This window comes from Mesorhizobium sp. M0923, from assembly GCF_040319365.1.
GTDB lineage: Bacteria > Pseudomonadota > Alphaproteobacteria > Rhizobiales > Rhizobiaceae > Mesorhizobium.
Genome location: NZ_JAMYNW010000018.1, coordinates 91,259 through 105,095, shown reverse-complemented (window position 1 = coordinate 105,095; position 13,837 = coordinate 91,259). Strand labels below are relative to the sequence as shown.

General features: G+C 63.1%; 15 protein-coding genes. 9 read left to right on the top strand and 6 right to left on the bottom strand.

The window, feature by feature from the left end; genetic code table 11:
• Positions 1-15: 15 nt before the first annotated feature.
• Positions 16-990, bottom strand: coding sequence for a thioredoxin-disulfide reductase (gene trxB / locus NKH89_RS26350; RefSeq protein WP_023719101.1), 975 nt, complete (start codon positions 988-990; stop codon positions 16-18).
• A 268-nt stretch (positions 991-1,258) separates the two neighbouring features.
• Between trxB and NKH89_RS26345 the strand changes: the two genes are divergently transcribed.
• Both NKH89_RS26345 and NKH89_RS26340 read left to right on the top strand, forming a co-directional pair.
• A complete protein-coding gene (locus NKH89_RS26345; RefSeq protein WP_352910604.1) occupies positions 1,259-1,735 on the top strand; it encodes an Lrp/AsnC family transcriptional regulator in 477 nt (158 codons plus the stop codon).
• Between the two features lie 210 nt (positions 1,736-1,945).
• The gene (locus NKH89_RS26340) at positions 1,946-2,842 is read left to right on the top strand and encodes a DMT family transporter (RefSeq protein ID WP_352494919.1); all 897 of its coding nucleotides are present in this window, start codon (positions 1,946-1,948) and stop codon (positions 2,840-2,842) included.
• Between the two features lie 517 nt (positions 2,843-3,359).
• On the opposite strand, the gene NKH89_RS26335 is transcribed toward NKH89_RS26340, so the two are convergent.
• The 3 genes from NKH89_RS26335 to NKH89_RS26325 form a co-directional block, all read right to left on the bottom strand.
• Entirely contained in the window at positions 3,360-3,935 is a 576-nt protein-coding gene (locus tag NKH89_RS26335; protein WP_352791417.1) for a D-sedoheptulose-7-phosphate isomerase, read from the bottom strand.
• 7 nt (positions 3,936-3,942) lie between these two features.
• Positions 3,943-5,421 (bottom strand): D-glycero-beta-D-manno-heptose-7-phosphate kinase, encoded by a 1,479-nt coding sequence (gene rfaE1, locus NKH89_RS26330; protein WP_352592450.1) that lies wholly within the window; start codon positions 5,419-5,421, stop codon positions 3,943-3,945.
• 139 nt (positions 5,422-5,560) lie between these two features.
• A complete protein-coding gene (locus NKH89_RS26325) occupies positions 5,561-6,193 on the bottom strand; it encodes a LysE family translocator (RefSeq protein WP_023719109.1) in 633 nt (210 codons plus the stop codon).
• A gap of 174 nt (positions 6,194-6,367) precedes the next feature.
• Between NKH89_RS26325 and rfaD the strand changes: the two genes are divergently transcribed.
• Genes rfaD through NKH89_RS26305 form a run of 4 tightly spaced genes read left to right on the top strand, consistent with a single transcriptional unit; the run spans position 6,368 to position 9,697 of the window.
• Entirely contained in the window at positions 6,368-7,318 is a 951-nt protein-coding gene (rfaD, locus tag NKH89_RS26320) for an ADP-glyceromanno-heptose 6-epimerase (RefSeq protein WP_352592456.1), read from the top strand.
• On the top strand, positions 7,291-8,298 hold the full coding sequence (gene waaF / locus NKH89_RS26315; protein WP_352856884.1) for a lipopolysaccharide heptosyltransferase II: 1,008 nt from the start codon (positions 7,291-7,293) through the stop codon (positions 8,296-8,298). Before rfaD ends, waaF begins: the two co-directional genes overlap by 28 nt.
• A complete protein-coding gene (waaC, locus tag NKH89_RS26310; RefSeq protein ID WP_352856882.1) occupies positions 8,295-9,269 on the top strand; it encodes a lipopolysaccharide heptosyltransferase I in 975 nt (324 codons plus the stop codon). The genes waaF and waaC overlap by 4 nt, the downstream gene beginning before the upstream one ends.
• A 44-nt stretch (positions 9,270-9,313) precedes the next feature.
• Entirely contained in the window at positions 9,314-9,697 is a 384-nt protein-coding gene (locus NKH89_RS26305; RefSeq protein WP_352592464.1) for a hypothetical protein, read from the top strand.
• Between the two features lie 42 nt (positions 9,698-9,739).
• Here the strand turns inward: NKH89_RS26305 and greA are convergent, their stop codons facing one another.
• Positions 9,740-10,213: a transcription elongation factor GreA gene (gene greA, locus NKH89_RS26300; protein WP_023719113.1), complete on the bottom strand. Its 474-nt coding sequence runs from the start codon at positions 10,211-10,213 to the stop codon at positions 9,740-9,742.
• 330 nt (positions 10,214-10,543) lie between these two features.
• Positions 10,544-11,101 (bottom strand): tetratricopeptide repeat protein, encoded by a 558-nt coding sequence (locus NKH89_RS26295; RefSeq protein ID WP_352592467.1) that lies wholly within the window; start codon positions 11,099-11,101, stop codon positions 10,544-10,546.
• A 238-nt stretch (positions 11,102-11,339) separates the two neighbouring features.
• Here NKH89_RS26295 and NKH89_RS26290 point away from each other — a divergent pair, with 238 nt between their 5' ends.
• From NKH89_RS26290 to NKH89_RS26280, 3 genes are all read left to right on the top strand, one after another.
• Complete coding sequence (locus NKH89_RS26290; RefSeq protein WP_023719115.1) at positions 11,340-11,765, top strand: DUF3775 domain-containing protein; 426 nt, start codon at positions 11,340-11,342, stop codon at positions 11,763-11,765.
• Between the two features lie 76 nt (positions 11,766-11,841).
• On the top strand, positions 11,842-12,813 hold the full coding sequence (locus NKH89_RS26285; RefSeq protein WP_352592470.1) for an extensin-like domain-containing protein: 972 nt from the start codon (positions 11,842-11,844) through the stop codon (positions 12,811-12,813).
• Between the two features lie 116 nt (positions 12,814-12,929).
• Positions 12,930-13,784 carry an extensin-like domain-containing protein gene (locus NKH89_RS26280; protein WP_352787701.1) on the top strand — a complete coding sequence of 285 codons (855 nt, stop codon included), beginning with the start codon at positions 12,930-12,932 and terminating at the stop codon, positions 13,782-13,784.
• Positions 13,785-13,837 lie beyond the last annotated feature (53 nt).

Here is a 13,837-nt window from a genome sequence, read left to right as displayed (position 1 = left end):
CCGCTTATTCAACAATCACTCCGCCGCTTCGCGGTGAACCTCGATCCCCGCCAGATATTTTTCCGCCTCGAGCGCGGCCATGCAGCCAAGCCCGGCCGCCGTCACCGCCTGGCGGTAGATATCGTCGGTCACGTCGCCGGCGGCGAACACGCCCGGCATGTCGGTGCGGGTCGAATCCGGTGCCGTCCACAGATAACCGTTCGGCTTCTGCTTCAGCTTGCCGGCAAACAGCTCGACCGCCGGTGCGTGGCCGATCGCCACAAACACGCCGTCGACCACGAGATGCATCTCCTGCCCGGTCACCACATTGCGCAGCTTCAGCCCTTCGACCGAAGGCGGCATCGGCGCCTTGCCGGGCCGGCCGGTGATCTCGTCGACGACCGTATCCCAGATGACGCGGACATTGTCCTTCTGCAGCAGCCGCTCGCGCAGGATGCGCTCGGCGCGGAAATCGCTGCGCCTGTGGATGACGGTGACGCTCTTGGCCAGGTTGGAGAGATAGAGCGCTTCCTCCACCGCCGAATTGCCGCCGCCGATCACCGCGACATCCTTGCCGCGATAGAAGAAGCCGTCGCAGGTGGCGCAGGCCGAGACGCCAAACCCCATGAAGGTGTGTTCGCTCGGGATGCCCAGCCACTTCGCCTGCGCGCCGGTGGCGATGATCAGCGCGTCGGCGGTATAGGTCGTACCGGAATCGCCCTTGGCGCGGAACGGCCGCACATTGAGGTCGACCTCGGTGATGATGTCGTTGACGATGTCGGTGCCGACATGCTCGGCCTGCTTGAGCATTTCGCTCATCAGCCATGGGCCCTGGATCGGGTCGGCGAAGCCCGGATAGTTTTCGACATCGGTGGTGATCATCAGTTGCCCGCCCTGCTGCAGGCCGGCGACCAGCATTGGCTTGAGCATGGCGCGGGCGGCATAGATCGCCGCCGTATAGCCGGCAGGGCCGGAGCCGATGATGAGAACAGGCGCGTGCTTGGTGATCATGAAAAGCCTCTGCGGGGGAGCAGCCATGGATTGTGGCATGAACTCTCGTCGATTGTTGCGCGTAATGTAAGTGTTGCCTGCGACGCCAGCAAGGCAAGTTGCCGTTCGTCCCCGGAAAGCTTCCGCACCGGCGACGGCGACAAGCAACCGGTAGCAAGATAATGCGAAAATCCTCGATCCACCGGATGGAATAGACAGCAAAGTCGTTTAATTACAAAGTCGCGAAAGATTCTTTCGCGTCACCACGGAAGCCCGCACGGAAGCCGCCATGCCGATCAAGGCCGATCTCGATGCCATCGACTGGAAGATCCTGCGCGAGCTTCAGCAGGACGGGCGCATGACCAATGTCGAACTGTCGAGCCGCGTCGGCATTTCGGCGCCGCCATGCCTGCGCCGCGTCAGGCGGCTGGAAGAAGCCGGCATCATCCGCGGCTACCGCGCCTTGCTCAACGCGTCGGCGCTCGGCCTTGACGTCGTCGCCTTCTGCCTGATCGGCCTGCATCACCAGGCCGACGCCGAGCTCAAGACCTTCGCCGAGCGCACCCGCGGCTGGCCGATCGTGCGCGATGCCTGGATGGTGTCGGGCGAGTCCGACTTCCTGCTGCATTGCGTGGCGAGCGACCTCGGCACCTTGCAGACCTTTGTCATCGAGGAACTGGCCTCGGCAGCCAATGTCGATACGGTGCGAACCGCGCTGACCATCCGCCGGGTCAAGGATGAAGGGCTAGTGGCGTTCCACGCCTGATCCGGACCGCAGCAACGGAAGCTTTGATATTCGACAATAGGAATTCTAAAACACTTTAGAATATTAATTCCAATATTAATATTCTAATAAATCTCGTCGATTCAGGCAAAACTTCCAATATAATCGCCAGTTTAATTCGTATTATCGTCTGCACTTACACTCCGAAATTAGACAGGCGAAGCGTTGAGCACGACAGCACCGACACGCTCAATGTCGGCAAGCGACTGGGGGCAGTTGCTGCTTCTGGGTTTTCTGTGGGGCGGCACCTTCTTCTTCGCGCGTATCGCGGTAGCCGAGATTCCGCCACTGGCCCTTGTCCTTTATCGGGTGTCGATCGCCGCCTTGGTTCTGCATTTATGGCTGAGGACATGTGGCATTTCGTTCGCTCCCGCACTGGCGAGGTCCGGCTCCTTCCTGTGCCTGGCTTTGCTCAACAACGTGATTCCGTTCTCTCTGATCTTCACAGGACAAACCGAGATTGGTGCGGGTCTTGCCTCTATCTTCTACGCAACAACACCTCTGTGGACGATCCTCATTGCAAACCTGCTGACGGCGGATGAGAAATTGTCGGCAACCAAGCTTGCGGGAGTGGGGCTCGGAATCGCCGGAGCCGCCATCATGATCGGCCCCGGGCTGCTGTCCAATCTTGGTGGCCCTGCCTGGGCGAAGCTCGCCGTGATCGGGGCGGCCATCTCATACGGCTTCGGCGTCGTCTACGCCAAGCGGTTCAAGAACATGAAGCCATCGGTGGTGGCGACCGGCCAACTCACTGCCTCCACCATAGTCATGTTACCGATCGTTTTCCTTCTCTACAGTCCGGCGGCGATCGTGACGTCAAGCGTCCCCATATGGGCGGCAGTGGCTGTTCTTGCGGTCTTCACGACGGCGCTGGCATTCATCCTCTATTTCAACCTGATCGCCTCGGCCGGAGCGACAAACGCTTCCCTCGTGACGCTTCTGGTGCCTGCCAGCGCGATCCTGCTTGGCACAGTGTTTCTCGGGGAAAGGCTGGAGCCGTTCGAGTTCGCGGGGATGACATCGATCATTGCAAGCCTGCTCATCATAGATGGCCGGCTTTTTCGCCGCTGGATGACGCAAAAATCCTAAACTTCGCGACATTGGCAGAAGCCAACTAATTGTGCTCTGACCCAAGCGCCTCGGTCGATACGGTGCGAACCGCGCTGACCATCCGCCGGGTCAAGGACAAAGGGCTGGTGGCACTTTCAGCTTGAGAGACCAGGCAAAGCGCCTGCGAAACAAAAACCCGGAAACAAAAAACCCGCCTCGGCGGGCGGGTCGTTGGTGGAAATCATCACCATACCCAAATTAGTAGCATAGCTGCCGGCACAAAGCAAGAACAAAATTGTCTTCAGCGTTGAAGATTGGCGAAAACCGAGGCTACATCCAACCTCCCCTCTCGTGGGGGAGATGTCCGGCAGGACAGAGCGGGCGTGAAGGAACGCCAACCTCGTTCACCTGCGACCAGCCGATAACATGTCTGAGGGCATGATTGAAAATCCATCGACAGGTCGGCGGGACAGCGCCCCCCTCTGCCCTGCCGGGCATCTCCCCCACAAGGGGGGAGATCGGCAGCTTCAGCGCTGGCGCCTAATCGAATACCCAATCACCCCGCGTCGCAGAGGCGCGTTTCGACCATTTCGCAGAGATGGTGGTAGAGGCACAAATGCCCCTGCTGGATGATCGGCGTCGAGGTCGAGGGTACGTTGAGCAGGATGTCGGATAGCGGCTTCAGCTTGCCGCCGGTGTCGCCGGTCAGGCTGATGACCGTCATGCCCATCATGCGCGCCTGCTGGGCGGCGGCGAGAATGCTTGGCGAATTGCCGCTGGTCGAGATGGCGAGCAGCACGGCGCCCGCCGAGCCATGCGCCTCGACCTGGCGCGCAAACACCGTGTCGAAGCCGTAGTCGTTCCCCCAGGCTGTCAGCACCGCCGCATTGGCGGGCAGCGCGATGACGTTGTAGGCCTTGCGCTCCCTGAGGAAGCGGCCGACCAGCTCGCCGGCAATGTGGATGGCATCGCTGGCCGAGCCGCCATTACCGGCGATCAGCAACGCCTTGCCCTGCGAAAGCGCGGCGACGACGGCGCTGACCGCCCGCTCCATCTCGCTGGTCAGGTCGCGCTCGACCATCGCCAAAATCGCGGCCGCCGAGCGGGCCAGGTAATCGTTCAGTTCGGACATGAAATCCTCAGTTCCCGGCGCGCAATCTGCCGATGGTGCCGGTCGTGCTCTTGCCGGCAACGAGATCGACCAGCACGACGCGCCCGCCGGCCTTCTGCACGACATCGGCGCCAACCACCTGATCGACCGTATAGTCGGCGCCCTTGACCAGTATGTCGGGGCTCAGCGCCTCGATCAGCGAAAGCGGCGTATCCTCCTCGAAGATGACGACGGCGTCGACCGAGGCAAGTGCTGCCAGCACGCAGGCCCGGTCATGCTGGTCGTTGACCGGGCGCCCCGGCCCTTTCAGCCGGCGCACCGAGGCATCGCTGTTGAGGCCGAGCACCAGCCGGTCGCACAGGCTGCGCGCCGCGTGCAACAGACTGACATGGCCGGCATGCAGGATATCGAAACAGCCATTGGTGAAGCCCACGCTCAAGCCCTCGTCCTTCCAGCCCGCCACCAGCCGCGCGGCGGCGGCGGCATCGAGGATGGCATCCTTGTGGGCAACCGGACCATGCGAGCGAAACAGCGCGCCGGTGAGTTCCTCGATCGTCAGCCGCGCCGTGCCGCGCTTGCCGACGACAACGCCGCCGGCGGCGTTGGCGATCGATCCGGCCATGACGCGATCCGCCCCTGCAGCAAGCGCCAGTGCAAACGTCGCGATCACCGTGTCGCCGGCGCCTGAAACGTCGAACACTTCGCGCGCCTGCGTGGCGATATGCCGGGCGTCGTCCGCACCGATGACGCTCATGCCCTTTTCGCTGCGCGTCGCGACGACGAAATCGAAACCGTGCGCCGCAATCAGCTGGCGCGCCGCCGCCTCGATCTCGTCGTCGGCGAACACCGCGCGGCCGACCGCCTCGCCGAGCTCCTTACGGTTGGGCGTGATTGCCGTCGCGCCGGCATAACGCGCATAGTCGCTGCCCTTCGGATCGACCAGCACCGGCTTGCCCGCTTCCCGACAGATCGAGATCAGCTCGCCGGCGACGCCGTCGAGCAGCACGCCCTTGCCATAGTCGGACAGGATGACGATGTCGGCGCCGACCAGCGCGTCGCGGAAATGCCCGACCATCATCGCCCGCTCGGCATCGCCCAGCGGCTTGATTTCCTCTTCGTCGAAACGCAGCACCTGCTGGTTGAGCGCGCTGAAGCGGCTTTTCGACGACGTCATGCGATCGGCATCCTGCGCCAGCCCGCCGGTGTCGACGCCAAACTCGTCGAGCATGCGCATGAGGTTCTTGCCGGCCTCGTCAGCACCGATCACTGAGACCGGTATGGCGGCGGCGCCGAGCGAAACGATATTGGCGACGACATTGCCGGCGCCACCCATCGCCAGCGTTTCGCCGCGCCCGTGCAGCACGGGGATCGGCGCTTCCGGCGAAATGCGCTCGATTACGCCATTGACGAAACGGTCGAGGATGAAATCGCCGACCACCAGCACGGTGGCGCTGCCGAAGCGCGAGATGGCGCGGTGAAGAGGTTCGGGTGAAGGCAGCTTGATCATGTCAACGCGCGGGAGAGCCGATTTCAGTGACAGGGAAATTCGATTGGCAGGGCCGGCCGTTCATGGCGATGCCGATATACCGCAATTCCAGCCAACGCAACGGCAGGCCTTCGACCGATCGCGGCAGCGCGACGGTGCGTCAGCTTTTCTGCAACGCGACATGCACGCCCAGCCCGACGAGCACCGCACCGCCGGCGCGCCGCATCAGTCGTTGCGCCCGGCTCGAGCGCCGCAGCCTGGCGGTCACCGCGCCGGCCAGCATCACGCAAACAATGTCGGCCGACGAGAACATCAAATTGACGATCGTTCCAAGCACGACGAACTGCAGCCAGACCGGAAACCCTGCCGAGGCATCGATGAATTGCGGCAGGAACGCCATGAAGAAAATCGCCGTCTTGGGATTGAGCACCTCGACGGCAACGCTCTCGAAAAAGGCGCGGCGGGCGGATTTCGGCTGAATTCCCGGCAAAACCGCATCGCCTTGGGCCTTGGCGCGAAACAGCGAAACACCGAGCCAGATCAGATACAGTGCACCGACCAGCTTGACCGCCATGTAAAGCACCGGCACGGCATGGAAAAGCACCGACAGGCCGACAGCGGCGGCGAAGACATGGACATAGCCGCCGAGATGGATGCCGAGCGCCGCCATCAGGCCGGACCAGCGGCCGCGCGCCATAGTTTGCGCGGCGGCATAGAGCATCGCCGGACCGGGGATATAGGCGAAGATCGCCGTGGTGGCGAAAAAGGCGACAAGCAGTTCGGTTGACGGCATTACCTTGCTCCTGTCGCCGGTCGGCCGGCAGGCCGACCGAAACGAGACCTTTGCGGCGCCACTATGACGCTCATCCTGCCGCCCGCCACCTGCTTTGTCGACAGCCCGGCCCGGCTCCCCTATAAGGCCAGAATCCCACAAGGCTACAACCGACACAAGGTACCAGAGGCTTTCATGATCATCGTCACGGGCGGCGCCGGCATGATCGGTTCCAACATCGTCGCCGCGCTCAACGCCGACGGTTTCAGCGACATCCTTGTCGTCGACGACCTCACCGACGGCCACAAGATCGCCAATCTCGCCGATCTCGAGATCGCCGATTATCTCGACAAGGACGATTTCCTGGCGCGGATGGAAGCCGGGGACCTCGGCCGCATCGAGGCCGTCTTCCACCAGGGTGCCTGCTCGACCACCACCGAATGGAACGGCAAGTTCATGATGGAGGTCAACTACACCTATTCGAAGCACTTGCTGCACGCCTGCCTGGCCCTGCGCGTACCCTTCCTCTATGCCTCGTCCGCTTCGGTCTATGGCGGCGGCGCCGAGTTCCGCGAGGATCCGCAATACGAACGGCCGCTCAACGTCTATGCCTATTCGAAAAAGCTGTTCGACGACTATGTCCGCCGCACCGTGTTCGATACCGACCATTCGCCGGTGGCGGGCCTGCGATATTTCAACGTCTACGGACCGCGCGAGGCGCATAAAGGCGCCATGGCCTCGGTCGCCTTCCATTTGTTCAACCAGGTCGAACGCGGCGAAAACCCCAAGCTGTTCGGCGCCTATGACGGTTTCGGGCCCGGCGAGCAGAGCCGCGATTTCATCCATGTCGGCGATGTCGCCGACGTCAATCTGTGGCTGTGGAAACGCGGCTCGAGCGGCATCTTCAACTGCGGCACCGGCAAGGCCCAGCCGTTCCGCGCCATTGCCGAAACGGTGATCGATACGCTCGGCCAAGGCCAGATCGAATTCATCGAATTTCCCGACCACCTCAAGGGCAGCTACCAGAGCTTTACGCAAGCTGATATGTCCCGCTTGCGCGCAGCCGGTTACAATGGCCAGTTCCGCACAGTGGAAACCGGCGTCAGAGACTATGTCGAATGGCTGAAAGCCCAACGATCCTCGTGATCGGCCCACGCTGGGTGGGCGACATGGTGATGGCGCAGTGCCTGTTCCAGGCGCTGAGGGAGCTTCATCCGAGCGCCGCCATCGACGTGCTGGCGCCGGCCTGGGCAGCCCCCCTGGTCAAGCGCATGCCCGAAATACGCCAGCAGATCGATCTGCCGCTGAAATCCGGCGCGTTCGAATTCCGCGTCCGCAGGCGCTTCGGCCGCCTGCTGCGCGGCCGCTACGACATGGCCTATATCCTGCCGGGCAGCTGGAAGTCGGCGCTGATCCCGTTCTTTGCCGGCATTCCGCGCCGCGTCGGCCATCTCAAGGAGATGCGCTACGGGCTGCTGACCGACATCGTGCCCTTGCCCGATCGCCTGAAACGGCGCACCGCGCAGGCCTATTTCGGCCTTGCCCAGGGCGGCGCCTTCCGGGCTCCCAAGCTTGCCGTCGATCAGGATAACCAGGCGGCACTGCTCGGCCGTTTCGGGCTGACGGCGAGGAAATTCGTCGCACTTATGCCCGGCGCCGAATTCGGCCCGGCCAAGCGCTGGCCGAGCGAACACTATGCCGGCCTTGCCCGCGAGATGATGGCGAAAGGGTTTGGCGTGGCGCTGTTCGGATCGAAGAACGACGCTGGGGTGACGGCGGAAATCGCCGCGCTTGCGCCGGGCGCCGTCGATCTTGCCGGCCAGACGCGGCTGGAGGATGCCATCGACCTGATCGCGGCGGCCAGGCTCGCCGTCTCCAACGACAGCGGGCTGATGCATGTCGCCGCCGCGGTCGGCACGCCGGTTGTCGCCGTCTACGGCTCGACCTCGCCCGACAACACGCCGCCGCTCGCAGAGCGTCGCGAACTGGTCTGGCTCGGCCTGTCCTGTTCGCCGTGCCACAGGAAGACCTGCCCACTCGGTCATCTCAACTGCCTGAAGACGCTGGACGTCGAACGCGTCGTGGTGGCGGCGGAGCGGCTGCTGGAAATGCCGGCCGCCGCATGAAGGTGCTGATCGTCAAGACGTCGTCGATGGGCGACGTCATCCACACCTTTCCCGCGATCGAGGATGCGCGCCGCGCCCGGCCCGGCCTGTCGTTCGACTGGTGCGTGGAAGAGGCCTTTGCCGGCATCGTGGCGCTGCATCCAGCCATCCAAACCATCCACAGCGTGGCGATCCGGCGCTGGCGCAGGAAGCTGCTCGAGCCCGGCACATGGCGGGAAGTGGTCGGCTTGTGCCGCGCCTTGCGCGATTGCCGCTACGACCTCGTTCTCGATGCGCAAGGCTTGCTGAAATCGGCGCTGGTGGCGCGGCTGGCGGCAGGACCGATCGCCGGGTTCGACCGCTCGAGCGCCCGCGAGCCTTCGGCGAGTTTATTTTATGGCCATCGCTACGCCGTGCCGCGCGGCCTGCACGCAATCGAGCGCACGAGACGGCTGTTCGGGTTGGCGCTCGGCTACGAGCCGGATTTTTCCCGGCTTGACTCCGGCATCGTTCCGCCAGCCGGAAGATCGACTTTTGTCGGCGAAAAGACCGCCTTCCTGCTGCACGGCACCAGCCGCGAGGACAAGAAATGGCCGGTCGCGGACTGGATCGAAACCGCCCGGCTTCTCGTGGCACGAGGGATGACGCCGGTCACCACCTGGTCGAACGACCGGGAAAAGGCAGTTGCCGAGGCGATCGCCGGCGCCGTTTCGCAAACCGTGGTGGTTCCCAGGTCGCCGCTTGCCGAGATCGCCGCTGTCATCGGCGGCTCGGCGCTGGTCATCGGCGCCGACACCGGCCTGACCCATCTCGCCAGCGCTTTCGGCCTGCCGACGGTGGCGGTATTCCTGGCCACCGAGCCCGGTCTGACCGGCCCGCGCGGCCCATTCTCATCGACGCTGCTGGCCAAGCCCGGCCGCGGCGTCACGCCGCCGGAGGTGATGGCGGAAGCAGAGAGATTGCTGACACTCAAATCGCAGGCTGCGATGTAGAATTTTAGCGGGCGGCAATTGCTGGCTGCGCGTCGGAGGGATGTATGTCGAAGTTTCAGATGCAGATCGAGACTGCCCACCCGATTCTATTCCTCTCCGACTCCTCGCCGCTGGTGTCGATCCCAGACAATGCGGGCGAGATATTCGCCACTGCAACCAGCGATTGCCTGTGCTTTTGCGGATTGTCCTTTGTCGATGGAGCGACCCTCGTAACCATCACGGATCAGAATTGTGAGGGTGGCGGGGCGAAATTCTTCTGCGGAACAATCGACGTCCCAAGCGGAGTGGCCACTTTGAGCGACAGCAGCTCGTTCCGCTATGTGAACATACCGGTCCCGCCGGGACCGGTGTCCATCGAAGTTTGGGCTGACAACGACCAAAATCCCGATTGGGTCTGGGTCAAGCTTGGGGCGATCCGCGCCCGCTGAGCAGCCTTTCGCCCGCAAGCACGCTGTTTATCGGCTCGCGGCCTAAATAAACTGCACCTGGACGATCTCGTAGCCCCTGGCGCCGCCCGGTGCGTTGACCTCGATGGCGTCGCCGACTTCCTTGCCGATCAGGGCACGCGCGATCGGCGAGGAGATCGAGATGCGGCCGGATTTCACGTCCGCTTCCTGGTCGCCGACGATCTGGTAGGTCTTTTTCTCTTCGGTGTCCTCGTCGACCAGCACCACGGTGGCGCCGAACTTGACCTTGTCGCCGCTGAGCTTGGTGACGTCGATCACCTCGGCCCGCGCGATCAGGTCCTCGAGTTCGTTGACCCGGCCCTCATTGAGGCTCTGTGCCTCTTTTGCCGCGTGATATTCGGCATTTTCGGAGAGGTCGCCATGCGAGCGCGCTTCGGAAATCGCCTCGATGATACGCGGCCGCTCTTGTTGCTGGCGCCAGCGCAGTTCTTCCTTCAATGACGCGAACCCCTCGCCTGTCATCGGGACCTTGTTCATAATGCCTGACCTTTCCTGCCGCCGCCCCCGCAATCGGGAGCGACCTTGTCGATGGTACAAAAAGAAAACGGTCCGGCAGCCTCGGGCTAACGGAACCGTCTCACCACAATTTCGCAAGATATAGCAATCTTCGCGGGTTTTTCACGTCCAAAAAGTCGGTTTTTGAAAAATCATCCACCAATTGCGCGGCTGACCCGACGTCAAGCGCGGTTTCCAAGATCGCATCGTGTGTACTGTGATGCCAAATCCCGGTTGTGGCCAAACGTGCGCAGCATAGCAAAAAACCGGCTGCGATCGCTCACAGCCGGTTATGAGGAGCGTTCCGGAGGATCAGCTCCTCATGAAATGATCGATCTGCTCCGACAGCATGCCGTATTCGCGAGACCCCTTGCCCGTGCGCTTCTCGATTTCGCGGAGCTGTTCCTGGGCGCCGGCAAGATCGCCGATCTGCAGGTGCGCCTCGCCGAGATATTCGCGCACCAGCGTGTAATTCGGGTCGATGCGCAGCGCTTCCTCGTAATAGCCGAGGCCGACGGTGACACGGCCGGAATGGCGGTGCGAATAGCCAAGATAGTTGAGGATGCGCGGATCCTGCTTGTTGGCGGCGAGGCTGAGCACGGCGATCGCCTCGTCATAGCGTCCATCCATCGCCAGCGCGCGACCGGCATCATAGATGCTGTCGTCGTCCAGCATACCTTGCTTCGGCGAGACACATTTCTTCTGCTTCTTGTCCCAGGCCTCCCCCTTCTTGCACTGGCTCTGGCCGCCGCCGCCATTGCCGCCGCCGCCGCCACCACCTCCCCCGCCTTCACCAGCCGAAAACGCCGGAGCCGCAATCAGCGGCAGGGCGGCCATGGCCATGGCACAAATCAGCAATCGTCTGCGCATCGAACTCTCCTTAGAACCTGACAATGCAACACTAACGCCGGGCCGAAGCCGTTTCGTCCCCGGAAAATGTCCATTCTATCTCAAAACCGCGATCTCTCCCAGCAAGGCCATCTTATCCCTGGAACAGAGGGCATCGGAAATCATGGTTCACGATCAACGCCGACGCGCAAGAGAACGTGACGAGCGCTGCAAATCCGCTATCATCGGGCCGACCGAGCACGAAGCAGGGAGACGGCCGGTGCAGCAACGCGTTGAACGAGACTGGGAGCTTTCGATCGGTCCCGACACCGTGCGCCTGTTCATCCTGAAGGCGAAGGCGCTCAGCGCCGCCGTCAACGAAGACTATGCCGACGGCGCCGAGCACGAGGTAGAGCTCGACGGCAACGCGCACGACAACCACCATCACGACGGCCTTGCCGAGGAAAGCTCCGAAAATCTCACCGAGGAGGAACTGCGCGAACTGATCGACGACCTCAATGTCGACGAAGCGGCCGAACTGATTGCGTTGGCCTGGGTCGGCCGCGGCGACTATGACGCGACGGAATGGACGGACGCGCTGACCGCCGCCCGCGAGCGCGCCAACAAGCGCACGGCAAAGTACCTGCTCGGCATGCCGCTGCTGGCGGACTGGCTCGAGGAGGGCCTGGAAGCGATCGGCGCGTGACGGCGCGGTTACCGATTGTGATCGCCGGCCCGCCTCGCCCAAGGCAACTTCCCTGCATTCTGGCCGTTGCGAAGTAATGGCGGCGTTTGGCTTTTTCAGATTGGGTAGATTGCTCCTGGCCGTTACGGCTACGTCGCTGACGGGACCCGCTCTGGCCAAGGCGCCCGAACTGCCGCAAACTGCACCGGTTCCGCAGTTCAACCAGGAAGCCACTCCGCCGTCGCCAGCCGACATCCCGGTCCCCGAACCGCGCCCGGCGGATGCCCCGGAGGCTGAGCCGCCCCAAAACGAGCAGCCGCAAAACGGGCAGCCCCAAAATGGCCAGCCCAAGACCCAGCAGCCGGAGCCGCCGGCGATTGCACCACAGCCTCCTGAAAAGCCGGCGCAGGCTGAGCCGCCGGCAAGCCCACCGGCCGCGCCACCAAACCCGGCCGAGGCAGACAAAAAGGCGGAGCAAGAAATCCTTCCAGATCCTCGCTCGGCCGCCATTGCCGGGAAGGAAATGCCGGCCGAAGAATTGGCCTGCCGCAGGCGGCTGAAGTCCATGGGCGTCGATTTCGAGGAGCGCAAGCCCGAGCATGATACGGCGGTCGGTTGCTCGATCCCTTACCCGGTCGTGCTGAAAACGCTCGGCAAATCCATCGCCATCGGTCCCGAAACCGAGCTCAATTGCCAGATGGCGGAAGCGGCCGCCCGCTTTGCTGCTTCGGTCATCCAGCCTGCCGCAAAGGCCGAGTTCGGCACGGATATCAAATCGATCGGCCAGGCCTCCGCCTTCGTCTGCCGGCCGCGCCACGCCGGCGGCAAACTGTCGGAGCACGCCTTCGGCAACGCCCTCGACATCGCCAGCTTCACGCTTTCCGACGGGAAAGAGATCGATGTCGGTCCAACGCCGCCGCAGAAGGACGCGGAATTCCTGGATGCAGTGCGCAAGGCCGCCTGCGGGCCGTTCAAGACCGTGCTTGGCCCGGGCAGCGACGCCGATCATTCGCTACATCTCCACTTCGACCTCGAACCGCGCCGCAATGGCGGCACGTTTTGCCAATGACGCCGGGCGCCGACAGTGGCGCCGCAATTTGGCCGCAGGCGTGAACGGCGCCGCTGATTTTTCCTTTACTCTTCAGGTTTAGAGTCTGTGCCATCCAGGGACAGGGAACCCCTCCGATGGCCGGGCTATTTCGCGCTGCGCTTGCCGCTGCGCGGCACACAGGACGCGCGCGCATGGCCGGCAGGCTTGCCGCCGTGCTTGCCATTGCAGCGGTCTCGGCCTGCAATACCGGCAGCGTGCTGTCGCTGCAGCCGGCCGTCGATGTCGGCAGCCAGACCGCTGCCGTTCCGCCCAATTCCGGCCCACAAGATTCCGGTCCCCAAGATTCCGGCCCGGAATATTCCGGCATGCAGCGCCTCGTCCCGTCCGACCCCTATATGACGGCCGCCTATCCGCGCATGGACAACCCGATGTCGCCGGCCGAACAGATGCCGGCTACAGAGATCGATTGCCGCAAGGAACTGAAACGCCTCGGCGTCGTCTACACCGACGTTGCGCCGATCCATGAAGGCCAGTGCGGCATCGACTATCCGGTCAAGGTCTCGGCCATCGGCAGCGTCGAGATGAAGCCGGCCGCGACGCTGACCTGCGACATGGCCGCCACCTTTGCCGGCTGGACCAGGAACGAACTCGTCCCGTCGGCCCGCTGGCGCTATTTTTCAGGCGTCAAGACCATCCACCAGGGCTCGAGCTATTCCTGCCGCAGGATTGCCGGCGAAGGTGTTTTGTCGGAACACGGCAAGGGCAATGCGCTCGACGTGATGAGCATCGAGCTCAATAATGGTGACGACATCGACGTCCGCAAGCCCGGCCTGTTCGCCTTCCGCACACGCGGCTTCCTCAACAATGTGCGCGCCGACGGCTGCCAGTACTTCACCACCGTGCTCGGCCCCGGCTACAATTACGATCACCGCAACCATTTCCATTTCGACATCAAGAACCGCAAGAACGGCTACCGCGCCTGCCGCTGACCGTTCCGGTTTTCAGATGAAATTGGAACAAGCATTTCGCGAGAGCGTCCGGA

Excerpts from the sequence above, each read along its gene's own strand:
- trxB (WP_023719101.1), bottom strand. The coding sequence starts at position 990 with ATGATCACCAAGCACGCGCCTGTTCTCATCATCGGCTCCGGCCCTGCC.
- NKH89_RS26345 (WP_352910604.1), top strand. The coding sequence starts at position 1,259 with ATGCCGATCAAGGCCGATCTCGATGCCATCGACTGGAAGATCCTGCGC.
- NKH89_RS26340 (WP_352494919.1), top strand. The coding sequence starts at position 1,946 with ATGTCGGCAAGCGACTGGGGGCAGTTGCTGCTTCTGGGTTTTCTGTGG.
- NKH89_RS26335 (WP_352791417.1), bottom strand. The coding sequence starts at position 3,935 with ATGTCCGAACTGAACGATTACCTGGCCCGCTCGGCGGCCGCGATTTTG.
- rfaE1 (WP_352592450.1), bottom strand. The coding sequence starts at position 5,421 with ATGATCAAGCTGCCTTCACCCGAACCTCTTCACCGCGCCATCTCGCGC.
- NKH89_RS26325 (WP_023719109.1), bottom strand. The coding sequence starts at position 6,193 with ATGCCGTCAACCGAACTGCTTGTCGCCTTTTTCGCCACCACGGCGATC.
- rfaD (WP_352592456.1), top strand. The coding sequence starts at position 6,368 with ATGATCATCGTCACGGGCGGCGCCGGCATGATCGGTTCCAACATCGTC.
- waaF (WP_352856884.1), top strand. The coding sequence starts at position 7,291 with ATGGCTGAAAGCCCAACGATCCTCGTGATCGGCCCACGCTGGGTGGGC.
- waaC (WP_352856882.1), top strand. The coding sequence starts at position 8,295 with ATGAAGGTGCTGATCGTCAAGACGTCGTCGATGGGCGACGTCATCCAC.
- NKH89_RS26305 (WP_352592464.1), top strand. The coding sequence starts at position 9,314 with ATGTCGAAGTTTCAGATGCAGATCGAGACTGCCCACCCGATTCTATTC.
- greA (WP_023719113.1), bottom strand. The coding sequence starts at position 10,213 with ATGAACAAGGTCCCGATGACAGGCGAGGGGTTCGCGTCATTGAAGGAA.
- NKH89_RS26295 (WP_352592467.1), bottom strand. The coding sequence starts at position 11,101 with ATGCGCAGACGATTGCTGATTTGTGCCATGGCCATGGCCGCCCTGCCG.
- NKH89_RS26285 (WP_352592470.1), top strand. The coding sequence starts at position 11,842 with ATGGCGGCGTTTGGCTTTTTCAGATTGGGTAGATTGCTCCTGGCCGTT.
- NKH89_RS26280 (WP_352787701.1), top strand. The coding sequence starts at position 12,930 with ATGGCCGGGCTATTTCGCGCTGCGCTTGCCGCTGCGCGGCACACAGGA.